Source organism: Reella acinonychis, assembly GCF_052828705.1.
In genome coordinates this window covers 476,330-502,477 of record NZ_CM128256.1, presented here as the reverse complement: position 1 = coordinate 502,477, position 26,148 = coordinate 476,330, and the positions used below count along the sequence as shown (strand labels likewise).

Here is a 26,148-nt window from a genome sequence, read left to right as displayed (position 1 = left end):
GCAAAATATGATTACCGAAAAAGCCATTGTGATCGACTATCAAGCGGGCATTGCTACAGTGCAATGTCAATCAAAAACCGCTTGTGGTAGCTGTTCAGCCAAACAAGCTTGCGGTGCAGCTGCCCTTTCTGAGCTCAATGGCGAAAATACGCATCATATTTTTACCTTGCCTTGCATTACGCCATTAAAAAAAGGGCAAATTGTGGAAATTGGACTATCGGAAAGTGCGGTGCTTTTTTCCGCATTATTACTCTATGTTATTCCATTGATTACGCTTTTATGTACCACTCTAATTAGCGCTCATCTGTTTGACAATGAATTGATCAGCGCTATTTTTATCCTTTTTTGCACCGCACTTTCCTTTTTTGCTATTCGTATTTACGCAAAAAAAGTACAAAAAAAATCGGCATTTCAGCCGATTTTATTAAGAGTGGTAGCGTAAAGCTATTCTGCTTTTTCTGTTGGTTTACGTCGCTTACCAATATTTTTACTGTCTTTATGACGTACTTTTTGTTTCGCGGTTTTAGTCGCCGGTTTCTTGGTGTGCGTCGCTTTTCCTTTGGACTTCGACTTCTTACTACTTTTCTTTTCTTCACCCTCTTTCGGTGCTTTAGTTCGAGGCTCAAGTCCTTCAATAATGCGAGGTTTCAATAATTCGCCCGTATAGCGTTTAATTTTACCCAATAAGTAATAATCATGCGCTTCAACAAAAGACACCGCTGTCCCTTTTTTACCTGCACGAGCAGTACGACCAATACGGTGCAAATAAGTATCCGCACTATAAGGCAAATCAAAGTTCATCACATGGCTGACATCTTCCACATCTAAACCACGCGCTGCCACATCAGTGGCGACAAGAACAGTTACTACGTTATTTTTCAGTTTATCAATGGCATTATTACGTTGCGTTTGCGCCATTTCACCCTCTAAATAAGTGCTACGAATCCCCCGTTTACGTAAGGTTTCAGACAGTGTTCTTGTTTCTTCACGACGACGAACAAAAATAATACCTCGGCTTACTTCTTCATCAGCAATAAAGCGTGCCAATAATTTGGTTTTATGCTCTTTACTGTCTGCATGATAATACCATTGATTGATTTTCTTACGCTCACGACGGCTTGGTTCAGCATCAATTTGCACCGGATCTTGCAATAAGCGCCCTGCAAAGTCCGTTAATAACTCGCCTTCCAAGGTTGCAGAAAATAATAGGGTTTGCTTACGCCAACGGGTTTCTGCCGCAATTTTTTCTGCATCTTGCCCAAATCCCATTTGCAACATGCGATCCGCTTCGTCAAAGATCAAAATCTCAACAGAACGGCAATCAAAATTTTCTTCTTTAATGTATTGCAGCAAACGACCTGGCGTAGCAACTACAATATCTTGGTTTTTATTAAACACTTCACCATGGTTTTGATACGCCACACCGCCTGTAATAGTCGCAATGCTTAAATGAGTAAACTGAGCTAATTCTTCCGCTTGCTCCGCTACTTGCATGGCTAATTCACGCGTTGGAGTAAGTACCAATACTCTTGGTGGACCCGGTTTTCTTCGTGGATAATCTAGTAAATGTTGGATTGCTGGTAATAAAAAAGCAACGGTTTTGCCTGTACCTGTTGGTGCAGAACCTAACACATCTTGTTCATCCATCGCCGCAGGAATGGCTTCCGATTGAATAGCAGTTGGGCGGTTATAACCTTTTTTAACTAATGCTTTTAATAGTTCTGGCGAAAGATCAAAATCATCAAAAGTCTGTGCTGACATTATTTTCTCTACTTATCGTTGTCAAAATTGTGCTAGATTATACCGCACTTTATGGGCTTAGGGGGATTTATGTCAGGCTTTCGCTTTAAACAATTTCATATTCAGCATGATCGCTGCGCAATGAAAGTGGGAACGGATGGCATTTTATTGGGTGCTTATGCGGATATTTGCCAAGCACAGCGTATTTTAGATCTCGGCACAGGCACAGGTTTAGTTGCGTTAATGCTGGCACAACGTAGCAATGCAACAATTTATGCCATTGAATTAGATAATGCGGCTTATTTACAAGCACAAGAGAATATTCAACATTCCCCTTGGCAGCAACAAATTCAACTTATTCAACAAGATGCGTTGGAATTTTGTCAAAAGTGCGGTGAAAAATTTGATCTTATTGTAGCAAATCCCCCTTATTTCGCACCGGGCATTGATTGCAAAACAGAGGCAAGAAATCAAGCGCGTTATATGCAACAATCCCATTTAGCTTGGTTAGAAAGTGCAGCACAATGTCTTGCACCTAATGGAAAAATCCAATTTATCTTACCTTTTGATTGTGCAGAAACTTTGATAAAACAGACCGCACTTTATTGTGTGGAACGTTTAGAAATTATGACTAAATCAGGCAAAGCGCCACAACGGATGATCGTTTCTTTTCAATCTCAACCCAAACCCACAATCACAAAATCGCTCACCATTTATAACGAACAAAACCAGTACAGCCAAGATTTTGTTGCGCTAACCAAAGATTTCTACTTAAAAATGTAAAAGGGCGTAGAAAACGCCCTCTTAATTTATTTTAATTTTCCGCTCTGACCAACTTCGTCCAGTTCCAATAGCCATATAAGGAATTTAGCAAGTAAGCACCATACATCAAGTACATCGCTGGCGTATTTTGCCACAACACAATGGAAAGCACATTCACTGCAATCCATAAAATCCATTGTTCACGATAACGCAAAATCATCAACAACTGTGCAACCACCACTAATACCGTCGTTAATCCGTCAATATTGGTTGAGCTACCACCTGCTGCAATCAGCGCTTGCACAAATAAGAAAGTACCAATAGCAATAGTCGCAAGTAAAATTATCCAACCTTTCGGCGTTAATGATTTGGCAATCACCGCTTCTGAATTTTGCTCTTTTTGTAAGTTTTCTTTCCACAGGAAGTAACCAATAAATTGCGCAGGAATATATACATACAACGTGGTATTCATTTCCCCTAAAAAGTTATTTCCCAAAGAAATGTAAAAATAAGTATAAGCGAAAATTAAACCGAAAAAGTAGTTACTCACTTTCCCTTTACTCACAAACACCACACAAAGAATACCAGCGATCCCTGAAACAATTTCTAATAGGGAACTTGGTTGTGCTGCTTGAGTGAATGCCCAAATTTGTGCAGCGATAAAAATCGCTAACCAAATCAGTTCAAAAGGTTTCCACCCACCGAAAAACTCATTTTTAATTGTTTGAAAATTCATCTAAATGCCCTCTTATGTTTTAAACTGAGCAAATTCTTACACCACGAACGACAAAAGTCAATGATAAATTACAAATTCAATGAAAATACACCAAACTTTTTATAATTTTGTTATATATAGAATACAAAATAGAATATTTATCTCAACAAAACCCAAATTTTGAACTTTTTATGCTAAAGAATCAGGCATAAAAAAACTGCATTCTACTCGGGAAAACCCTTTCAAATGCAGTTTAATTAGTTAATTAGCTAACGAAGTTAGCGAGGTATTACCATTGGTAACCCATACCAACACCACCAGATACATGGCCTTGGCTATTTGCAGTACCTTGGATCTTCAAGATAAGTTTACCATTGTCACTTGCTCTTGAGTAACCCACTGCAACCGCAGATGCGCCACCGTATGTACCAGCTGCTGCTGCTACCATTGATTTACCAGGAATGTAAACCTGTGGTAAAGAAGCTGCTGCTGCTGCACTTGCACCAACGCCACGAACACGTTTATCAAGTTTGTTCACTTTGTTGTTGACATTTGCAACATCACCTGCCACTTGATGTAACTGGCTACCATTTACAGCGTCCTTACTGTCTTTCGCAATACGTCCTGGTGCAACGTTAGTGATCTTGACTGCTTTACCGCCTTTACCACCAACTTGTAAATCACCATTCTTATTGTTAGTGATATTCACAGATGGACCTTTACCATTGTTCAATTCAACACCTTTGAACTCTGGAGTTTCAGCAATTTCTACTACTAACTCACCGTCTTTGTTAGACACATGAGTATTCTTCGCTGAAACTGGTTTAGCAGGTTTACCACCTTTATTTTCAATACCACCACGAACAGTTAAGGTTTCGTTCAGTTTCTTAACAACTTCTTTACCGTCGTTACCTTTGAACTTCAAGCCGTCGTTTAAGGTTGCCACTTTCTCTTCAACTGGGTTACCTTTCGGATCTACCGCAGGTTTACCTGTTGCAGGATCAACTGGTGTATAAACGATACGTGGTTTACCATCAACACCGTCTTTGCCAGGGATACCTGGGAAACCGTCTTTACCATCAACACCAGCAGGACCTTCACCGATCTTCAAGGTTGCGCCAACGCCATCTTTACCGTCTTTGCCTTTCGGACCTTGTAAACCGATAGAACCATCCTTACCATTGATAGCAACTGCTGCGCCATCAGCACCTTTCGCACCGATCGAGCCGTCTTTACCATTAATAGCGACACCAGATTTACCATCTTTACCGTTTACACCGATATATCCGTCAACACCGTCTTTACCCGGTTTGCCGTCTTTACCTGGTACTGATGGGCTACCAAGCACTACGTTATCTTCTAACGCATAAGTCACTTTAGTTGTTGAGCCATCTTGTTCTTGTTTCACTTTCAAGTTTTTACCTGAATTGAATTGAACAGTTTCACCAGGTGCAACAACTGATGGTGGGTTACTATCTGTTTGTTCAAAGTCTTCTTTATCTTTACCAGTCGTTGCTTTCCAACCACCATTGTTGATAACAGTTACTTCTTTAACAATTTTCTCTAAGTCAACATTGACTTTCACAGTACTAACTTTACCTTCATCATCAGCTTTAACTTCTACTGTGGTACCTGTACCATTAGCAAAGTTTACAGTGTCGTAAGGTTTCACAAAGTCAACTGGAGTGCCATTGCCTTGTAAGTTCCATCCTGCATTCAAGATGTCGCCAACGGTTGCTACATTAGTTACTTTGTTTTCAACACCATTTGGTAAATCCTGTGCTTTCGTCACTGGTTCACCATTTTTATTTACCGCATCTTTGTTATAAGTGTCCGGTAAATTAGACTTAATGTTGTTAATCGTAACTGGCGCTGGGTTACCATTTTCATCACGACCTGCAAAGGTTACTGTGTTTTTATTTTCATCTCCTGGATGACTTACGATAGTGATTGGGTTCACTTTCTTCGTATTATCATTAGGATCTGAAGTACCAATCGTCAAGCTATTGAAGTCTGGGTTTTCAGCAATCTTAACAATTAACTCACCATCTTTGTTTTCAACATAAGTATTCTTATCTGAAACTGGTACAGATGGAATCTTAGCATTTGGATCATTTGGATCTACTTTACTATCAATACCACCTTTAACTGCTAAGGTTTCGTTCAATTTCTTAACGATTTCTTTGCCATCGTTACCAACGAACTTCAAGCCGTCGTTTAATGTTGCCACTTTCTCGACCACTTCTTTATCACCGTTTTGGTAAACGTATTCGATACGTGGTTTTTGTGGTTTACCATCTTTACCGTTCAAGCCATCAACGCCGTCTTTACCGTCAACGCCAGCAGGACCTTCACCGATTTGAAGTTTAGCTGAAACTCCGTCTTTACCTGGTTGACCGTCTTGACCATCCTGACCATCTTTACCATCTTTCGGCTGTTTAAGCGTAATGGTTTCAATATCTTTCAAGTCTTTGTCAACATTAAAGGTAACATTGCTGACTTTACCACCTTCAGTTACTGTTACATTCGCTTTAGTATTTTTACCATCAACAAATGCGACTGTATCATAAGGTTTCACAAAGTCTTTCTCAGTTGTATTCTCTTTCAAGTTCCAACCTGCATTCAACACATCACCAACAGTTGCACCGTTATTAAAGATTTCATCTTTATTAGCAGGTGCAGATTGAGATTTAGTTTCATCACCTTCAGCAACTTCTGCATTTTCTGATGGTTTACCACCAGTAGGTGCGTCAGAACCGTCTGCATTAACAATTTTCTTATCACCTTGATTGTAAGTGTTCGGTAAGTTACCACCTACATTTGATAACTGCATTGGGTTTGTTTTGGTGTCATTGTCTCCATTGTTCATAGATGCGATGACATCACCTTTATCAACTGGCGTACCTGAACCATCTGGTTTGGTATTAAAGGTTACTGTGCCATCTTCAGCTACTTGTTTATAAACTTTGTCACCAGCTTTGTTTGTGTAAACCACAGGCATATCTACGTTTACGGTAATTTTACGTAAGTTATCACCTTCGTTTTTACCTTCAACGCGTACAGAACCTTCACCAACAAATTGAACTTCGTTCGCATTTTTCACAGTATTACTGTAATCGTTGTTTTTCGCAGAAACAACCCAACCCATATTACGTAAGTCACCAACAGTTGCAACATTGTTGTCTGATACATAATCAGGAGCGTCTTTATCACCACCTAAGTTGACTAAACCATCAGCCGCTTTCTTGGTATCAGGAGCGTCAGCTTGAGTATATGGTTTCAACCCACTGTTCACATTACCAATTGTGATCGGCGCACCTTTATCATTTGGTGCAGCATTTGGATTCACCGCATTTACCGTTAAATCTGCTGAATCAATTGGTGTTGAGTTCAAATCAGGTTTACCGTCAATGCCCACTTTGTAGAACTTATCGCCTACTTTAGCAACTGGATTGCCTTCAGAATCTGTAAACTGAACTGGCATACCAACAACATTTACGCTAACGTTGGTTACCGTGCCGTTTTCATTTGTTTCAACAACATGTTTAGTGTTTGCTCCATCAACAAAGTTTACTGTGTCGTAAGGTTTCACAAAGTCACGATCTTCACCGTTTTCTTTCACATTGAAACCAGCATTCAACACATCACCAACAGTTGCAGCGTTAGTTACTTTGTTTTCAACACCATCTGGTAAATCCTGTGCTTTCGTCACTGGTTCACCATTTTTATTTACCGCATCTTTGTTATAAGTGTCCGGTAAATTAGACTGAATGTTGTTAATTGTAACTGGCGCTGGGTTACCATTTTCATCACGACCTGCAAAGGTTACTGTGTTTTTATTTTCATCTCCTGGATGACTTACGATAGTGATTGGGTTCACTTTCTTCGTATTATCATTAGGATCTGAAGTACCAATCGTCAAGCTATTGAAGTCTGGGTTTTCAGCAATCTTAACAATTAACTCACCATCTTTGTTCTCAACATAAGTATTCTTATCTGAAACTGGTACAGATGGGATCTTAGCATTTGGATCATTTGGATCTACTTTACTATCAATACCACCTTTAACTGCTAAGGTTTCGTTCAATTTCTTAACGATTTCTTTGCCATCGTTACCAACGAACTTCAAGCCGTCGTTTAATGTTGCCACTTTCTCAACCACTTCTTTATCGCCGTTTTTGTAAACGTATTCGATACGTGGTTTTTGAGGTTCCGCATCTTGACCGTCTTGACCATTTAAGCCATCAACACCGTCTTTACCGTCAACGCCAGCAGGACCTTCACCGATTTGAAGTTTCGCTGAAACTCCGTCTTTACCTGGTTGACCGTCTTGACCATCCTGACCATCTTTACCATCTTTCGGCTGTTTAAGCGTAATGGTTTCAATATCTTTCAAGTCTTTGTCAACATTAAAGGTAACATTGCTGACTTTACCATCTTCTGTTACTGTTACATTTGCGTTGGTATTCTTACCATCAACAAATGCGACTGTATCATAAGGTTTCACAAAGTCTTTCTCAGTTGTATTCTCTTTCAAGTTCCAACCAGCATTCAACACATCACCAACAGTTGCCGCGTTAGTTACTTTGTTTTCAACACCGTCTGGTAAATCCTGTGACTTAGTTACGTCTTTTTCATCACCTGGATTTAACGGATTATCCTTATTGTAAGTGTCCGGCAAGTTAGAATTAATATTATTAATGGTCACTGGTGCTGGATCACCATTTTCATCACGACCTGCAAAGGTTACTGTGTTTTTATTTTCATCTCCTGGATGACTTACGATAGTGATTGGGTTCACTTTCTTCGTATTATCATTAGGATCTGAAGTACCAATCGTCAAGCTATTGAAGTCTGGGTTTTCAGCAATCTTAACAATTAACTCACCATCTTTGTTCTCAACATAAGTATTCTTATCTGAAACTGGTACAGATGGGATCTTAGCATTTGGATCATTTGGATCTACTTTACTATCAATACCACCTTTAACTGCTAAGGTTTCGTTCAATTTCTTAACGATTTCTTTGCCATCGTTACCAACGAACTTCAAGCCGTCGTTTAATGTTGCCACTTTCTCTTCAATCGGCTTACCATCTTCACCTACCGCAGGTTTACCTGTTGCTGGATCAGTTGGCGTATACACGATACGAGGTTTACCATCAGCACCGTCTTTGCCTGGGATGCCAGGGAAGCCGTCTTTACCATCAACACCAGCAGGGCCTTCGCCGATCTTCAAGGTTGCACCTAAGCCGTCTTTACCGTCTGAACCATCCGCACCCTTAGGACCTTTAGGACCTTGTAAGCCGATAGATCCATCTTTTCCATTGATAGTCACTGAGGCACCATCTTTGCCATTTACACCGATAGAGCCGTCAACACCGTCTTTGCCTGGTGCACCATCTTTACCTGGCTCACTTGGTTTACCAAGTTCGATATTATCAGCAATATCCACTTTGTAATCAGTAAGGTTAGTAGCAGGATCTTTATCTCCAGACGTTACTTTCACATTAGTTGAACCAGCACTTACAGTTGTACCGTCAGCGTTTACAGTGAACGTAATTTTGTCATCAGTTTCGTCTTTATTTACGTCATTAACGTTTGTGCCTTTAACAACCTCGACTTCTTTACCACCAGTACCTGTGCCATCACCTGGCTCACCTTTAGGGCCTCGTGGACCAGTTGCAGGAACGTTAGTGTCGGTACCATCAATTGTCCAGTTACCTGTCGCTGGGTCAATGCTTGGTGTTTTACCATTTGCACCATCTTCACCTTTTGGACCAGTTGCAGGAACGTTAGTATCGTTACCACCGATTGTCCAGTTTCCGTTAGGACCGATTTGTGGAGTTTCTCCATTGGTACCGTTTGTACCATTAGTACCATTGTCACCTTTTGGACCAGTTGCAGGAACATTAGTATCGTTACCACCGATTGTCCAGTTTCCGTTAGGACCGATTTGTGGAGTTTCTCCATTGGTACCGTTTGTACCATTAGTACCATTGTCACCTTTTGGACCAGTTGCAGGAACATTAGTATCGTTACCACCGATTGTCCAGTTTCCGTTAGGACCGATTTGTGGAGTTTCTCCATTGGTACCGTTTGTACCATTAGTACCATTGTCACCTTTTGGACCAGTTGCAGGAACATTAGTATCGTTACCACCGATTGTCCAGTTTCCGTTAGGACCGATTTGTGGAGTTTCTCCATTGGTACCGTTTGTACCATTAGTACCATTGTCACCTTTTGGACCAGTTGCAGGAACATTAGTATCGTTACCACCGATTGTCCAGTTTCCGTTAGGACCGATTTGTGGAGTTTCTCCATTGGTACCGTTTGTACCATTAGTACCATTGTCACCTTTTGGACCAGTTGCAGGAACGTTAGTATCGTTACCACCGATTGTCCAGTTTCCGTTAGGACCAATTTGTGGAGTTTCTCCATTAGTACCGTTTGTACCATTGTCACCTTTTGGACCAGTTGCAGGAACGTTAGTATCGTTACCACCGATTGTCCAGTTTCCGTTAGGACCGATTTGTGGAGTTTCTCCATTGGTACCGTTTGTACCATTGTCACCTTTATCACCTTTCGGACCTGTGGCTGGAACGTTAGTGTCTGTGCCACCTACTGTCCAGTTACCTGTCGCAGGATCAACAGTTGGCGTATCACCTTTATCTCCTTTCGGACCTGTGGCTGGAACATTAGTATTCACACCATCAATTGTCCAGTTACCTGTCACTGGGTCAATAGTTGGAGTTTTACCATCTGCGCCTGGAGTGCCGTTTGTACCATTGTCACCTTTATCACCTTTCGGGCCTGTGGCTGGAACGTTGGTGTCGTTACCATCAATTGTCCAGTTACCTGTCACAGGGTCAATAGCTGGGGTTTTACCATCTGCGCCTGGGGTACCTGGAGTACCAGAACCTGTACCATTTGTACCATCTTCACCTTTGTCGCCTTTATCACCTTTCGGACCTGTGGCTGGAACATTAGTATTCACACCATCAATTGTCCAGTTACCTGTTGCTGGGTCAATAGTTGGAGTTTTACCATCTGCACCTGGAGTGCCGTTTGTACCATTGTCACCTTTGTCACCTTTCGGTCCTGTAGCTGGAACATTAGTATCTGTGCCACCTACTGTCCAGTTACCTGTCGCAGGATCAACAGTTGGCGTATCACCTTTATCACCTTTTGGACCAGTTGCTGGAACGTTAGTATCGTTACCACCGATTGTCCAGTTTCCGTTAGGACCAATTTGTGGAGTTTCTCCATTAGTACCGTTTGTACCATTGTCACCTTTATCACCTTTCGGACCTGTGGCTGGAACATTAGTATTCACACCATCAATTGTCCAGTTACCTGTTGCTGGGTCAATAGTTGGAGTTTTACCATCTGCGCCTGGAGTGCCGTTTGTACCATTGTCACCTTTGTCACCTTTCGGTCCTGTAGCTGGAACGTTAGTATCTGTGCCACCTACTGTCCAGTTACCTGTCGCAGGATCAACAGTTGGTGTATCACCTTTATCTCCTTTCGGACCTGTGGCTGGAACATTAGTATTCACACCATCAATTGTCCAGTTACCTGTCACTGGGTCAATAGTTGGAGTTTTACCATCTGCGCCTGGAGTGCCGTTTGTACCATTGTCACCTTTATCACCTTTCGGGCCTGTGGCTGGAACGTTAGTATCTGTGCCACCTACTGTCCAGTTACCTGTCGCAGGATCAACAGTTGGTGTATCACCTTTATCTCCTTTCGGACCTGTGGCTGGAACATTAGTATTCACACCATCAATTGTCCAGTTACCTGTCACTGGGTCAATAGTTGGAGTTTTACCATCTGCACCTGGAGTGCCGTTTGTACCATCACGACCTGGGGTACCTTGCGCACCGGTGTCACCTTTGTCACCTTTAGGTCCTGTAGCTGGAACGTTAGTATCTGTGCCACCTACTGTCCAGTTACCTGTCGCAGGATCAACAGTTGGCGTATCACCTTTATCACCTTTTGGACCAGTTGCAGGAACATTAGTATCGTTACCACCGATTGTCCAGTTTCCGTTAGGACCAATTTGTGGAGTTTCTCCATTGGTACCATTTGCACCATCACGGCCTGGGGTACCTTGCGCACCGGTGTCACCTTTATCACCTTTCGGACCTGTGGCTGGAACATTAGTATTCACACCATCGATTGTCCAGTTACCTGTTGCTGGATCAATAGTTGGAGTTTTACCATCTGCACCTGGAGTGCCATTTGTACCATCACGGCCTGGGGTACCTTGCGCACCGGTGTCACCTTTATCACCTTTTGGACCTGTGGCAGGAACATTAGTATCGTTACCACCGATTGTCCAGTTACCGTTAGGACCAATTTGTGGAGTTTCTCCATTGGTACCATTTGCACCATCACGGCCTGGAGTACCTGGGGCACCTTGCGCACCTGTATCACCTTTGTCACCTTTCGCACCATTTGTTACAAGCGCGCTAGTTGTGCCAGTTTTATCTGTAATTGTAATGGTATGTGTGCCGTTCGGGTTTGTAACCACGTTCGCAGTTGGGCTTACACCATCTACACCATCACGACCTGGAGTACCTGGGGCACCTTGCGCACCTGTATCACCTTTATCACCTTTCGCACCTGGATCACCTTTTGGTCCTTTAGGCAAAGTAGTAGGATCGATTTGGAACGTAAATGTATTACCATTTTTGATAATTTGAATTCCCGTACCACCATTCAAAGTTACTTGGTCATTCGGTTTAATGTTACTAACATCATCCCCTGAACCATTACCTGTACGGTTAATTTTCCAATACGAATTATTAATCGCATTAGCAACTTCTGATGCAGTAGGGAAGAAATCACCAGCAGTGAAACTACCTACTTTACCGCCATTCATTGTTAAACTGCTTTTGTTCACATCAAAAGTAATTTGATTCTGAGCAGTAATACGAGCAGTAGTGCCATTACCATTAATAAATAGCAGTTCGCCACCTGGATTAATCACACTACCATAAGAACTATTTACTTTCGGACGGAAACCTGATTTTTTCAATGCTTCAACTAAATCTTGAGCAGTAACTACACCGTCAGCAGCTTTGGTAATATCACCTGTGGTTTGATCCCCATTTACATCGCCTGTTTTGATATTTACTTTCGATGTAATAACGTTGGTGTTTGCATTTTCTGTGTTAGTGACAGTCACTACATCAGCAGTATCTGTTTCTACAAGAGTTTTCTTCGCAGAAATAGTGAAGTTTTCTATAGTTTGAGCAATCTTGATATTATTTCCAGCGATAAACTTCAATGTATCGCCTAATTTCACATCTTCAGTAGTAGAACCTGAGTTTTCACCACTTCCTGTTTGACCCGAAGTTACCATCCACTTCGCATCACGCATAACAGCGAAAAGTTGTGAACCATTGATTGCGTCGGTTGAATCACCAGAAATTTTACCTGCTGCCACATTTACTAATTGGCGCGTTGCTACAGTACCATCTGGAAGTTGACCGCCAACAGACACAACACCAACTGGGTTATTACCCGCAAAAGGATTTGCTTGAGAAGCATATTCCACGCCATTGACTGTCGCATTAAAGTTGCGCTCTTGAGGTTTAGTCCGCGAAGCGTTACCTAATGCCACACTATTTGCATGGTCTGCAGAAGCATCCACACCCAAAGCCACTGCACCCGCTTGTAAGGCTTTAGCACGTGACCCCACTGCTAAGGTTGACTCCGCTGAAGCATTCGAACCACCACCAAACGCACTAGCATTTTTTGCAGAAGCATTTGCATTGCCCCCGATTGCCGTTCCGTATTGTCCTGTTACACTTGCGCTATTACCAATAGCAATACCCTCATCTGCACCTGTTGCGACATTGGTATTTTTACCAATTGCAACAGCTTGTACTGCTGATGAAGTTGCTTGTGTACCAATAGATATAGCATCTGTTGCCCCCGTTGCAGTTATTGCACGATCACCCATAGCCACGGAGCTTTCTGCTTGAGCTTTTGAATATCCACCAACTGCCGTTGCTGATCTGTTCAATGCTTTGGCATCACGACCAAGTGCGGTTGAATTTTCCCCATTTGCTTCAGTATAAACCCCAATCGCCGTTGAAGAAGTACTAAGCGCTTTTGCATTACGACCGAAAGCTGACGAATCTACACCTGAAGCTACTGAATATGAACCTACCGAAGTGGCAAATTCATTTGAAGCATTAGAATCATGGCCTATAGCAATGGTGTCTCTATTTGAAGTGCGAGCCCCCTGACCAGCAGCAAATGATGATGTACCATTTGCATAGGCAGCAGAACCCACTGCTGTTGCTCGTACTCCATCTGCTTTTGCAGCAGAACCTACTGCAGTTGCACGTTCCGCACTTGCATTTGAATCAAGCCCCACAGCAGTTGAACGGTCTCCTAAAGCATTAGATTGAGGACCTAATGCGGATGAACCCAAACCTGTGGAATTAGTACGAGTACCAATCGCCACCGTAAAGGTATTATTGGCAGCGTTTGCGTTTGAACCTATAGCAATAGAGCCTTCTCCTAATGCAGTAGAAGCCTGACCGAATGCACTTGATACACTTCCTGCTGCCATAGAACCAGCACCAACAGCTGCAGAATTCACTCCAGTTGCTTTTGATTCTGTCCCCACCGCTGTTGCTGCTTGGTTTGCTGTTGCTCTGTTACCAAGTGCAGTAGAGAAATCTAGTTCAGCTTTAGTATTAGAACCTATTGCCACAGATTCACGTCCTGTTGCCCGAGAATTTCGCCCAAAGGCAGACGCACCGTTTTTATCTGCGTATGCATAATGACCAACAGCAGTTGTGCTAGCTTCCAAAGCTTGTGCTTTCGCCCCAATTGCTGTAGCGCCTAAGTTACCATTTCCAGCATAGGCTCTCGCACCATTCCCGAATGCTGTGGAGTCACCACCGCCATTAGTCTGTGTATTTGAACCGACAGCAATATCCGTACCAGATTCTCTAATTCCTTGATAGACACCACTAACAGCCGAAGCCTCTAAACTCAACACGCCCAACGCCGCTGAAACAACCACTGCTGCAGTTGCCACCGACTTGGTTTTACCTTTTGCTCGCTGCAATTCTGACACTGCCACCCAAGTTTGCGTGGCGTAATTCCAAATCACTTTAAATATTTTATTCATAAGATTTCCATTAGCTTTAAAATAATAAAGTGCGGTTAAAATCCATCAAATTTTCATCCAATGAACCAACAGCACTCCATAAATAAAAAAATATTTTCTTATTGCCTATTTGTCTAATAAAATAGACGGCTTATTATCCCCCCCCACACGCATAAAGTCCACACTTTTTTTGTAAATTTATTGCAAAGTTTCAGCAAATTTAAAGGGTAAATTTCGGCATAAGCATAAGCATAAGCATAAGCATAAGCATAAGCATAAGCATAAGCATAAGCATAAGCATAATTAAATCATACCTTTACAACCTGATATTGCGATCTGTTTTGAACCTTATTTTACGGACACCAGCGTGGTGTCCCTACTTAAATAGCTCATAACAAAAAAACGCGGTGAAATTCACCGCAGTTTTTGTGGTTTAGGGGATGATGAATATATTGATCTCATCTTGCTACATTGTGGTTTGAATATGTTTGAGTAAAACATCATTAATACGAGTTTGCCAGCCCTTGCCTGTCGCGCGAAAAGCCGCCAAAACTTCAGGCGATAATCGGAGATTAACAGCCTCTTTCGTTGGCTTACGTTGCTTGCCTCGTGGCTTGCGAACTTTGCCCAGTTTAGCTCGCTCCTGCTGGTTATTAAGCACCATAGCGACAAAATCAGGCGGCATAACTTCCGCCAATGGACGAAATTGTCCTAGTTCTTCATCCGTAAAAGGCACATTTTCTACATCATCATAATCTACATTATTTATGACTTTCATAATATTTTATCTCCCTTGCATTCGCCTTGCGAAAACTGATAACCCGAATACCGTCTTTAATGGGGGTAAAACAAAGTGCGTGCAATCGTTTATTTAGTAAAGCAAGTGTACAGAATCGAGGCTCTGGATAATCTTTCCGCGTATCTTGCCAAATAAGCGCCTCCTCCCAATCCAGATCCCTAGCTAACTCAAAAGAAAGCTCTCGCTGCTCAATATTACGTTGATTTTTTATTGGGTCGTAGTCAATTCGCATAACAACTTGTTATATGTATCACATAATCATATTGTAGATACAAAATAAGCATTGTCAAGGATAAAACCGCGGTGAAATTCACCGCAGTTTTGGGGTTGAAGGGAAATTGCGAATAAACAAAAATCAACAAAAAGGTCTCACAAACTTGCTCGTTCAAGTTAAATACGCGACAATGCGCGTTATTCAATAAAATGACAGAAAAATTGATTCGCAATGAAACCAATAAACTATTTTTTAAAAATGGAAGAACACTTCCTCTATGTGCCTTATTATAACGAACACCGCCGTATTCGCGTGTTGTTGCCAAAGGATTATCATAAAGACAGCTGGCAACGTTATCCTGTGTTGTATATGCACGACGGACAGAATATTTTTTATAGTCGAGAATCTTATTCGGGACATTCGTGGAAAATTATTCCCACTATTAAAGAACATCAAGAATTTCCAAAACTGATTATTGTGGGCATTGATAATGCAACAGTAAATCGCATTGATGAATATGCACCTTGGCAAACAGAAGTGGGGCAACATAGTATTGCGCGCCCTGTGGGTGGAAAGGGGATGCTCTATGGCGATTGGGTAGTTAATAAAGTAAAACCTTTTGTGGATCAACATTATCGCACCTTGCCTCAGCGAGAAAATACGCTACTTGCAGGCAGTTCAATGGGCGGCATTATTACCGCTTATATGGGCGCTGCCTATCCACATATTTTTGGGCATTTAGGCGTATTTTCCCTTGCCTCTTGGTTTAGCGAAGGTGCATTTTTGGATTTTCTGCACCATCATCCGCTCCATTATCAAAACCGCGTGTTTATCCAAGTGGGTACCAATGAGGGCGATGATATCGACGCACAATATATTTCTAATATGAATCAAACCTATATTGATAGCACTTTGCGTTATTATCAAGCCTTAATCCGCACTAGACACCCATTAGATCATATTCGTTTAAAAATTATGGCAAACGAAACCCACCACGAAGCCCATTGGGCAAATCATTTTGTGGAATTTCTACGCTTTGCATTAATGGGGAAATAGCAAAAAGTGCGGTGAAATTCACCGCACTTTTGTCAGAAAGATTGCTCCCAATAAGTAGGGACGCGACGCTCGCGTCCTAGGAGATTAACTTTACATTGAATGCCATTTTATTCGGACGCCAGCGTAGCGTCCCTACATGTAACAATCAAATAATCCCCTGTTCTTCTAATTTGGTTAAGAAGTAAGGCATTTGTACTTTCCACCAAGGCCAGTCGTGATCCACATCATGTCCCCAAAAATCGAACCAGCCTTCAATGCTTTTGGCTTCAAAGGCTTGTTTTAGCTGATGCGTTGCGCTGATGTGTTGTTCTTCCCACGCGCCTTGACCAACAGCAACCACAAAGTGATTTTGGCGATAGCGATTTAAGAACCAGTCATCATCTTGCGCCCATAGGTAATCAACCGGTGAATTGAAATACACCGCTTGATCGCCATAAAATTCGCCTGTAAAGAAACGTGCATCATATACGCCACTGAGTGCAATGGTAATATCAAATAAATCAGGATGGCGTAAGGCGAAATTGACCGCATGGAATGCGCCCATACTGCAACCTGTTGCCATCATGGTGCCATTCCATTGTGATTCATGGCGAATTAATGGCACTAATTCATGCACAATGTAGCGGTCGTAAGCATTATGTGCTTGCGCCATATCATGACTTGATTTCCATTCTGCTAGCCAAGATTCTTTGTCGTAAGAATCTGGGGTGTAAAATTTGATTAACCCTCGTTCAATAAACGAACGACAAGCATCAATCATGCCAAAATTCGCATATTCGTTTTGGTCACCACCAGAAGAAGGAAACACAATCACAGGTTTGCCTGCGTGACCATATACATTGAAGTACATTTCACGCCCTAATTCGCCACTCCAGTGGCTACGTCTTTCAAAATGCATAATCTCTTAATTCCTTATTGTTTTTGTTGAGCAAACTGTACAATTTCACGCATTTGCTCCAAGGTTTCGGTACGAGCCAAAATGCCTTCTTCGCCCATAATTTTCGCAAATACTCCCGGCACGCTTTGAATACTGATAATATTCGAGCCAAATTTTTCCCAAATAGCTTGAGTTGTATTAGCGTAGTTTTTGTTGGCTTTGCGAGAGATATAAACCACGTTCCACGGGTGCGTGATGTTGGTGTAGAACTTGTTTTCACGCACGATGTTGGCGTATTCATTAAACACATCAAAATCATTGGCGTAGTTCCACATATCAATGGTTAAGCCACCTGGTGGACGGCAGTTGATTTCAAGCGGCATAATTTCGCCGGTTTTTTTCACGCGGAAAAATTCAAAGTGGAAGAAACGTTCACGCACTTTGAAAGCTTTGACGCACTCTTTGCCCAATTCCACCAATTTTGGCGAAATTTCGCGTGGCACATAGTAGTACATATCGTTGTCTTGGCTGACGGTGTCGATTACCGCTTCGGAATATTCCAGGCCTGCGTAGAACACGATATTGCCGTCGTGATCAGCTAAGCCGTCAAAGGTGATGATGTCGCCTTCGATGAATTCTTCCATAATGTATTCAGTGCTTGGGTTGCGATTAGCAAAGAACTGTTCCAAATCTTCTTGGGTTTTCACTTTGTAAGTATCACTTGCCCCTACGCCAGAGTTTGGCTTGATGATCACAGGGAATTTCAACTCTTCGACTAATTTTTGAGCGTCTTTGTCATCGCCAAACACACGTCCTTTCGCCACTTTCAGCCCTGCTTTGCGGAACACTTCTTTCATTTGGGCTTTGGTTTTGATCGACAACATATCGTCGTTTTTATAGCCGAACACGTTGAAATCGGTGCGTAATTTCGCATCCAGTTCCAACCAATATTCATTGTGCGACTCAATGCGATCAATGCGTCCATACTTATGAGCGAAATAACCTACTGCACGATAAACTTGCTCATAATCTTCCATATTATCCACACGATAATATTCAGTCAGAGAATTGCGTAAGCCTTCGCTTAACTGCTCATAAGGGGTGTCGGCAATGCCGAGGGTATTGAACCCCTGCGCTTTCAACCGAGCCGCAAAAGGCTCAAAATTGGTTGGAAAGTGCGGTGAAATCATCACAAAATTCTTTGGCATAGACATAGGCGTATCTCCATTAATAAAAGGACTATAAACTGATTCTATGTTAGTTTCATGCGTTTGGCTATCAAATTTAATCGTTTGCGTCATAATAAAAGAAAACTTGTAAAAAATGCACCGCACTTTCAAAGACTATGAAAAGATCGTCTGGTTTAAAGAGGTTTATTTTGATGCGCGTCTCCACTACAATGAACAACAAATTTAGACTTTGTGGGGGACAATATGAAACCGATCACTTTTAATTATCATCATTTAAAACATCATAAACAGCAAGAAACCAGTAAAAAAACCTTATGGCTTTCCCTTGGTTTGACTTTGTTTTTTGCTTTGGTGGAATTGTTAGGGGGAATATTTAGCCAATCCCTTGCGCTTATTTCAGACTCTTTCCATATGTTTTCTGATGTTGTCGCGCTACTTTTAAGTATGATAGCTATTTATTACGCAGCCAAAGAGCCAAATGAAAAATTTACTTATGGCTATGAACGCTTTGAAATTATCGCCGCTTTTCTTAATGGTTTGGCGTTAATTATTATCGCCATTGGGGTTGCTATTGAGGGAATTTCACGCTTAATTAATCCTGTGGATATTGATTTTACTTCCATGTTAGTTATCGCTTGCATTGGTTTATTAATTAATATTGTGCTCACTGTTATTTTAATGCGGAGTTTAAAAGCAGAAAATAATCTTAATATCAAAAGTGCGCTATGGCATTTTATTGGCGACTTGCTCAATTCTGTGGGAGTGATTGCTGCCGCAATTTTAATTTACTACACAGGTATTATTGAAATTGATGCCATCATCAGTTTGATCATCAGCGCTATTCTGTTTGCTGGCGGTTATAAAATCTGTAAAAAAGCCTTTTTCATTTTAATGGAAGCGGTGCCTGATACACTGGATCTAAATAAAATTCATCAATCCATTTTAGCCATTGAACATGTGAACGAAATTCATGAATTTCATTTATGGTCAATCGGGGAAAATTCTTACAGTTTGTCATTTCATGTGCTACTCAATGAATATCAAAATGTGAATGATTATGAAATTGTTGAAGCCATTTGCAAAATGCTAAGACAGGAATATCAAATTGAACATGTCACCATTCAAATTGAGAATTTAGCGATTAATACGCATGAAGAACAGTAGAAAACTGGCAAAATAAAACTTGGATAGACTTATAAAAATACGATAAAAAAACCGCACTTTATACCAATAAAGTGCGGTTAAATTTAACTGAATTTTTAGCCTATGGTCCACAACAAAATGGCGAGTAGTTGCGGCGAAATAATCCTTAAGAACATGGTTAAAGGATACACTGTCGCATAAGCCAATGGAGAAGCCCCACTATCCTCTTTAATCGCATTTGCAAAGGCTAAGGCTGGGGGATCAGTCATAGAACCGGCGAGTAAACCACATAAAGAAAGATAGTTCATCTTCGCGTACATGCGGGCGATAATACCGACCACCATCAATGGAATAAAAGTAATTAAAATACCGTATCCCATCCATTCTAAACCATTTCCGTTGACTAAGGTTTCAACGAAATTGCCACCAGATTTTAACCCCACAACAGAAAGGAAAAGGACAATACCAATTTCACGCAAAGCTAAGTTAGCACTTGGTGGCATGAACCAATAAAGTTTGCCGATAGAACCAATACGCGCCAAAATTAATGCCACCACTAATGGACCACCAGCTAGACCTAATTTTAATGGTACAGGGAAACCAGGGATATGGAACGGAATAGAGCCTAATAACACCCCTAAGCCAATACCAATAAAGACAGGCAGCATCTGCACTTGTTGTAATTTCGATTGCATATTGCCTAGCACAGAAATCACTTTATCCATAACCTCTGCACTACCAACAACATGAACAACGTCCCCGAATTGTAAAGTCGTACTTGCAGTTGGTACCAATTCCACCCCCGCACGATTTAAACGAGAAATCACTACGCCATATTTTTGGTGGAAGGCTAAAGTGCGGATACTTTTACCTAATACTTTTTCGTTGGTAATTACCACACGTTCCGAACGCAAGTTGCCTTTAATCGTTGACGGTTCAACATTGACAGCTTCACCAATTACCAAACGGACCTTATTCAATGCAGTTTGTTCACCAATTAAATGAAGTAAATCACCCAAATAAATTTCCGTATCGCCTTTAGGTACGCTGATATTTTCGCCACGAATTAAACGGGTACAAAGTACATCGCCTGTTTCAAAACCAGGAATCTCTTTCAGTTCAATGCCGTCTAAATTAGGGTTGTTTACGCGTAAGTCAATTTTTTGTAAGGTTTCTTTGTCTTTACCACTTTTCTTATTAAAGTTCGCTGCTTCATCATCCACTTTTACTTTAAAAAATAAACGGATTAGCCACATACTTAATAAAATACCGCAAATACCAAAAGGATAAGCCACCGCATAAGACATACCCATGGTTTCGGTAATATTTTTCATACCGAGTTCAGACAGAATTTGTTGCCCTGCACCTAAAGATGGCGTATTGGTTACTGCACCAGAATACACACCTAAAATTACATCAAGAGGCACATCGCCCATTTTATAAATTAAAACGACGATTAAAGCGGCAAGAAATACATTTAATGCGGCAAACGCATTAAGTTTTAACCCTGACTGACGCAAAGAAGCAAAGAAACCCGGGCCGACCTGAATACCAATAGTATATACAAACAAAATCAAACCGAATTCTTGCACAAAATGAAGTGTATGTTTATCAAGATGCAAACCATTTTGATGCGTAAAATGAGCAACTATGATCCCCCCAAATAATACACCGCCAATGCCAAGACCGACGCCCTTGATCTTCCAATGCCCAATCCACAGGCCAACGACAGCCACCAAGGACAAAATCCCTATGGTGATGGCTATTTCAGACATAAAGCCTCCTTAAAAAGATAAAATTTAACCGATATAAATTATAATCCAAGCAATATAACTGAAAATAGTTAATATAATAAAGTTTGATTTTCATCACATTTTTTCTTGCTTAATTACAGTATTTACTGAAAAATAATTAAAAGTTTTAATAAAAAATTAACTGAATGAATTATGAATTATGCACAAGAGCTGTTGACCTCATTTATTTGGATCTTAAAAACCCTCGCAATAACTGCGGTATTATTCACCGCAGTTGTTTGGTTTTTAGTTAAAACAACCAAATGGGGCGAACAATTTTGGTTCCTCGCTAAAGGTTACATTTCACCAAAACAGAGTTTGAAACCACTGCTTTATTTTGTCGTTATCGTGTTTTTTAATTTACTCGCCGTTCGCTTAGATATTCTTTTCTCTGAATGGTACAAAGCCATGTATGACGCATTGCAGAATATGCATGAAAATATTTTCTGGGTGCAAATGGTGGTCTTTTCAATTTTAGCTACAATACATATTAGTAATGCATTGCTCACTTATTATTTAAGCCAACGTTTTACTATTCAATGGCGTACGTGGCTCAATGAAAATATGGTGGATAAATGGCTACAACATCAAGCTTATTACAAAACCCAATATGTGTATAATCAATTAGATAACCCAGACCAACGTATTCAACAAGATGTGCAATCCTATGTGAGTGCGTCCTTAAGTTTTGCTACTGGTGTGATTTCTTCGGTGGTATCCATTGTGGCTTTCACCCAAATCTTATGGAAACTAGCAGGCCCTATGACTATCGGATCTGTAACCATTCCACATGCGATGGTCTTTTTAGTCTTTATTTACGTGTTAATCACCAGTATTTTTGCCTTCCGCATTGGTCGTCCATTAATCAAATTAAACTTCGCCAACGAAAGATTAAACGCGAACTATCGTTATTCCTTAATTCGTATCAAAGAATATGCGGAAAGCATTGCTTTCTTCCGCGGCGAAAAAATGGAACGTTCAGGTCTAATGAAACAATTTGATCAAGTGATTGATAATGTATGGAAAATGGTCCATATGACATTGAAATTATCGGGTTTTAACTTAATCATGACCCAAATTTCAGTGGTCTTTCCATTTATTATTCAAGCAAGTCGTTTCTTCAGCAAACAAATTCAGCTAGGGGATTTAATTCAAACTGCACAGGCTTTTGGACGCGTACAAAACGCACTCTCTTATTTCCGTAATGCCTATGATGAATTTGCTAGCTATCGTGCGGTTTTAGATCGTTTAACTGGCTTTCATAGTGCCATTGAACAAGCCACACCAAGCCCTCAACTTTCATTACAATCGCATCAAAGTGCGGTGCAATTTAAGCAAGTTTCTATTTGTAAACCAACAGGTGAACTCCTCATTCGCAATCTCAATTTAAACTTACCACAGGGTAGTTCCTTGTTGATCAAAGGCCCTTCAGGATCGGGCAAAACGACCTTATTGCGCACAGCTGCAGGCTTGTGGTCTTATGCACAAGGGGAAATTGAGCGTCCACAACAGAATGCACTCTTTTTACCGCAAAAACCTTATCTGCCTCAAGGGCGTTTAATTGACGCCTTATTCTATCCAGAACTGGCACCACAGGATTTAGATTTGCAGCAAGCAGCTGAAACTATGCGTTTAGTGCAATTAGGTCATCTCAGTGATAAATTAGAGCAAGAAAATGACTGGACAAGAGTGCTTTCTTTAGGCGAACAGCAACGCTTGGCTTTTGCACGCTTGTTGATTATTCAACCACAAGTGGCGTTTTTAGATGAAGCGACAGCAAGCATGGATGAAGGTTTAGAGGATGCGATGTATCGCTTGCTCAAACAAAAATTACCGAATACAACGATTATTAGTGTGGGACATCGTTCTACATTAAACGTACACCACCAACAACAATTGCTGATCGACCCTAGCACACAAACTTGGCAATTACAGTAAAGGATATTATGGCTAAAACCCTATTCATCGCCGATTTACACCTCAGTGAAAATCGCCCAGATTTAACCGCACTTTTTGTGGATTTTATCCAACATATTGCGCCACAAGCAGAGCGTTTATATATTCTTGGCGATTTATTTGATTTTTGGATCGGCGATGATGAAGATTCCGTACTTGTTCGCCTTGTGAAAGAGCTAATTCATCAAATCACTGCACAGGGAATTCCTTGTTACTTTATTTGTGGTAACCGTGATTTTTTATTAGGTCAACAATTTGCCCAAAGCTGTGGTTTGCAATTATTAAATGATTATGAAGTAATTGATTTATATGGTACGCCAACCTTAATTTGCCATGGCGACACCCTTTGCATCGATGATCATAAATATCAACAATATCGCCGCAAAGTGCATCAAAAATGGCGACAATGGCTATTTCTACATTTGCCATTAAAAGTGCGGTTAAAAATCGCACAGAACATTCGCAATAAAAGTCGTGCAGACAAAAAACACAAACCGCAACAAATTATGGACGTAAATCCTGATTTCACCTTGCAAACCATGCAAAAATTTGGCGTAACACGTTTAATTCATGGGCATACTCATCGACAAAATATTCATCAAATGGCACCGCACTTTGAGCGGATCGTGCTAGGCGATTGGGGGGAAACGTCCTCGATTTTACAAGTGGATGAACAGGGTTACCAATTTTTGAATTTATCTCTCTCGCCTAATTTAAATTAAGCTGAATCGCAGAGGCAAAACAAGCCAATCGACATTCACCGCAACCGTTACATAATTCTGAGTTGACCAACAATGTTGGCGAAATCGCTTGTTGTGGGCAGGCTTGCTGACAATCGGTACAAACTTGTTGGCTGTGTTGTACACAGTTTGAAGTGAAAACAGGGCGCTGTTCAGTATCAGCCTTAAAGGAAGGATGTAAAGCATAGCGAGTGCAGCTTTTGGCACAATCGCCACATAGCGTACAGCTAGCATAAGACAAATCCAATATCGCCTTATTTTGTTCTATTTGAATTAAGCCGAGATCGCAAGCCTTTACACAATCACCACAGCCATCACAAGCTGTTAGAAACAGATTTTCTTCCGCAGCAAAAGGTGGACGTATGGCTGTACGCAATTGCGTTTTTTGCAATGCTTTTTCCGTACTGCCCAACAAGCCTCGAAATAACCCTCGCCTTGAAATCTGGTGATGGGATAAATAAGCTTGATAATAGCGTTCATCTTTTTGCATAACCATGCCCTTGGCAAAAACGATTAAAAATATAACCGCACTTTTTCCGTTTTCACGCCTAAATATTGCTGCCAACCTTGCAATGTCAATTGCGTAAGCTGAGCAATGCCTTGATAAAACAAGGACTGTTGCTGATTCGCCATTAATTCTAAATAGCGTTCAACCCAAGTCATAAGGTGCTTTTGCATAAATTCAGCAAGCAAATCTGGCTGATTTTCAGCGAGGTAAGCAGCAAACATCAGCATTAAACCAATATGATCTTCTGGCTCATTATTATCTGAAGTAAAGCTCAATTGATGTTGTTGTAAGAACTGGCGCAATTCAATAAGTGATTCACCAAATACAACACTTTCAGGATCTAAATACACCGATCCCCAAGGCGGCGCGATTAAATTATTGGGACCAATAAACAAGGCTTGATATTCTGCTTCAATTTCAGGAGAATGGATACCATGAGCGATCTTTTCAATGATCTCCCCTGAAACTTCCGTTTCCCAATCTTGTTGCCAATCAGCTTGTTGGAAAAATTGGAAAATTGGTGAAAGTTGTGTTGAAGAAGGTTCATAATAAAATAGCGCGCCAAGCAAACGCCCTGAAGTTGAAATCCAATCGTAAGACGGCTGATTTGTCATAATTACTACTCGAATGAAAAGGGCGTATAGAATACGCCCAAACAATTAAATCATGCGGTTATGCACCAATGGCTGTACCGGCGGTCATATGTAAAGCATAGAATAAACTACGACCGATAAATTCAGCACCAAAAATCAATAATACTGCAAGCACTTTGCTGATAGCACCTGTTGGTTTGCGTAATGCCCAAAATAATAACGCAACACCAAGACCAATGCAAAGCACGCGGATCGCAGTTAATACCGCAAAATCTGGTACTAAAGCGTTGGCTTTTTGCGCAGAAGTAATGATGTGACCGAAACTAAAACCTTGGTAAATCGCAACAACAGCAGCTAATAATAAGCCAATTCCCACCGCAGTTGGCACCCATTTTAAAATTCTCGCATCAGGGCGATCACTTTGTAACAACGCATAGCCTAAAGCAAAACCCGCAATAACCACTGTTAAATAGAAGTTCCAAGAGGTAAATACCGTATTCCAGGTTGGCACTGTGGCGATATGATAGGTTTGGTTCATAAAGAACATAAAGGCTAAGCCAACAAGTGCGGTTAAAATTAACCATAAATTACCCAATGCTTTTGGCATTTTCCCTGTAATTGCAATTAACCAATACAAACCTGCTAAAGCGAAAAATAAGGCACCAGAAGCAATTTCATTACTCATCATGGACTCGCCAATACGATTAAGGGAATTAAACGCTCGTAACGGTGAACCTAAATGGGTAATTGACGCCACAAATGCAACACCTTGCAATAGCAGTAAAACAAACATGGCTTTGTGTACATAAGCACGATAGTGCTTATCTTGTGCCGAACATAATGTGAGGGTAAAGAGTAAAAATGCCCCCACAACAGATTGGCTTAATACGGTAAAAATGATTAGGGGTAATTCGTGTAATCCGTTCAT

General features: G+C 41.1%; 17 protein-coding genes. 6 read left to right on the top strand and 11 right to left on the bottom strand.

The genetic code is table 11. The annotated features are described in order from the left end of the window. The first annotated feature begins 7 nt into the window (after window positions 1-7). Window positions 8-442, top strand: a complete 435-nt coding sequence (locus ACUXZ4_RS02435; protein WP_464973470.1) for a SoxR reducing system RseC family protein — start codon at window positions 8-10, stop codon at window positions 440-442. Between the two features lie 2 nt (window positions 443-444). Here the strand turns inward: ACUXZ4_RS02435 and srmB are convergent, their stop codons facing one another. Beyond that, window positions 445-1,761 (bottom strand): ATP-dependent RNA helicase SrmB, encoded by a 1,317-nt coding sequence (gene srmB / locus ACUXZ4_RS02430; RefSeq protein ID WP_464973469.1) that lies wholly within the window; start codon window positions 1,759-1,761, stop codon window positions 445-447. Window positions 1,762-1,830: 69 nt separating this feature from the next. Between srmB and ACUXZ4_RS02425 the strand changes: the two genes are divergently transcribed. Further along, window positions 1,831-2,523, top strand: coding sequence for a tRNA1(Val) (adenine(37)-N6)-methyltransferase (locus tag ACUXZ4_RS02425; protein WP_464973468.1), 693 nt, complete (start codon window positions 1,831-1,833; stop codon window positions 2,521-2,523). A 31-nt stretch (window positions 2,524-2,554) separates the two neighbouring features. Here ACUXZ4_RS02425 and pnuC read toward each other — a convergent pair whose 3' ends face one another. From pnuC to ACUXZ4_RS02405, 4 genes are all read right to left on the bottom strand, one after another. Next, window positions 2,555-3,238, bottom strand: a complete 684-nt coding sequence (gene pnuC / locus ACUXZ4_RS02420) for a nicotinamide riboside transporter PnuC (protein ID WP_464973467.1) — start codon at window positions 3,236-3,238, stop codon at window positions 2,555-2,557. A 268-nt stretch (window positions 3,239-3,506) separates the two neighbouring features. Continuing rightward, window positions 3,507-14,372, bottom strand: a complete 10,866-nt coding sequence (locus ACUXZ4_RS02415) for a YadA-like family protein (protein ID WP_464973466.1) — start codon at window positions 14,370-14,372, stop codon at window positions 3,507-3,509. 445 nt (window positions 14,373-14,817) lie between these two features. After that, window positions 14,818-15,129, bottom strand: coding sequence for a BrnA antitoxin family protein (locus ACUXZ4_RS02410; protein WP_464973465.1), 312 nt, complete (start codon window positions 15,127-15,129; stop codon window positions 14,818-14,820). Continuing rightward, entirely contained in the window at window positions 15,113-15,382 is a 270-nt protein-coding gene (locus tag ACUXZ4_RS02405; protein ID WP_464973464.1) for a BrnT family toxin, read from the bottom strand. Before ACUXZ4_RS02405 ends, ACUXZ4_RS02410 begins: the two co-directional genes overlap by 17 nt. 213 nt (window positions 15,383-15,595) lie before the next feature. Here ACUXZ4_RS02405 and ACUXZ4_RS02400 point away from each other — a divergent pair, with 213 nt between their 5' ends. Continuing rightward, window positions 15,596-16,420, top strand: coding sequence for an alpha/beta hydrolase (locus tag ACUXZ4_RS02400; protein WP_464973463.1), 825 nt, complete (start codon window positions 15,596-15,598; stop codon window positions 16,418-16,420). A 145-nt stretch (window positions 16,421-16,565) separates the two neighbouring features. Here ACUXZ4_RS02400 and ACUXZ4_RS02395 read toward each other — a convergent pair whose 3' ends face one another. Both ACUXZ4_RS02395 and ACUXZ4_RS02390 read right to left on the bottom strand, forming a co-directional pair. Further along, complete coding sequence (locus ACUXZ4_RS02395) at window positions 16,566-17,318, bottom strand: esterase family protein (RefSeq protein WP_464973462.1); 753 nt, start codon at window positions 17,316-17,318, stop codon at window positions 16,566-16,568. 14 nt (window positions 17,319-17,332) lie between these two features. After that, window positions 17,333-18,511: an ATP-grasp domain-containing protein gene (locus tag ACUXZ4_RS02390; RefSeq protein WP_464973461.1), complete on the bottom strand. Its 1,179-nt coding sequence runs from the start codon at window positions 18,509-18,511 to the stop codon at window positions 17,333-17,335. A gap of 219 nt (window positions 18,512-18,730) precedes the next feature. Between ACUXZ4_RS02390 and ACUXZ4_RS02385 the strand changes: the two genes are divergently transcribed. Then, window positions 18,731-19,651 (top strand): cation diffusion facilitator family transporter, encoded by a 921-nt coding sequence (locus tag ACUXZ4_RS02385; protein WP_464973460.1) that lies wholly within the window; start codon window positions 18,731-18,733, stop codon window positions 19,649-19,651. Window positions 19,652-19,746: 95 nt separating this feature from the next. Here ACUXZ4_RS02385 and ACUXZ4_RS02380 read toward each other — a convergent pair whose 3' ends face one another. Beyond that, the gene (locus tag ACUXZ4_RS02380; protein ID WP_464973459.1) at window positions 19,747-21,405 is read right to left on the bottom strand and encodes a putative transporter; all 1,659 of its coding nucleotides are present in this window, start codon (window positions 21,403-21,405) and stop codon (window positions 19,747-19,749) included. A gap of 171 nt (window positions 21,406-21,576) precedes the next feature. Here ACUXZ4_RS02380 and ACUXZ4_RS02375 point away from each other — a divergent pair, with 171 nt between their 5' ends. Continuing rightward, window positions 21,577-23,361, top strand: a complete 1,785-nt coding sequence (locus tag ACUXZ4_RS02375; RefSeq protein WP_464973458.1) for an ABC transporter ATP-binding protein/permease — start codon at window positions 21,577-21,579, stop codon at window positions 23,359-23,361. Between the two features lie 8 nt (window positions 23,362-23,369). Beyond that, window positions 23,370-24,101: a UDP-2,3-diacylglucosamine diphosphatase gene (lpxH, locus tag ACUXZ4_RS02370; protein ID WP_464973457.1), complete on the top strand. Its 732-nt coding sequence runs from the start codon at window positions 23,370-23,372 to the stop codon at window positions 24,099-24,101. Here the strand turns inward: lpxH and napF are convergent. Genes napF through ACUXZ4_RS02355 form a run of 3 tightly spaced genes read right to left on the bottom strand, consistent with a single transcriptional unit; the run spans window position 24,088 to window position 26,148 of the window. Next, window positions 24,088-24,609: a ferredoxin-type protein NapF gene (gene napF / locus ACUXZ4_RS02365; protein WP_464973456.1), complete on the bottom strand. Its 522-nt coding sequence runs from the start codon at window positions 24,607-24,609 to the stop codon at window positions 24,088-24,090. The two genes, lpxH and napF, sit on opposite strands and share 14 nt — an antisense overlap. Window positions 24,610-24,632: 23 nt before the next feature. Continuing rightward, on the bottom strand, window positions 24,633-25,241 hold the full coding sequence (dmsD, locus tag ACUXZ4_RS02360) for a Tat proofreading chaperone DmsD (RefSeq protein WP_464973455.1): 609 nt from the start codon (window positions 25,239-25,241) through the stop codon (window positions 24,633-24,635). 58 nt (window positions 25,242-25,299) lie between these two features. Further along, window positions 25,300-26,148, bottom strand: coding sequence for a dimethyl sulfoxide reductase anchor subunit family protein (locus ACUXZ4_RS02355; protein ID WP_464973454.1), 849 nt, complete (start codon window positions 26,146-26,148; stop codon window positions 25,300-25,302).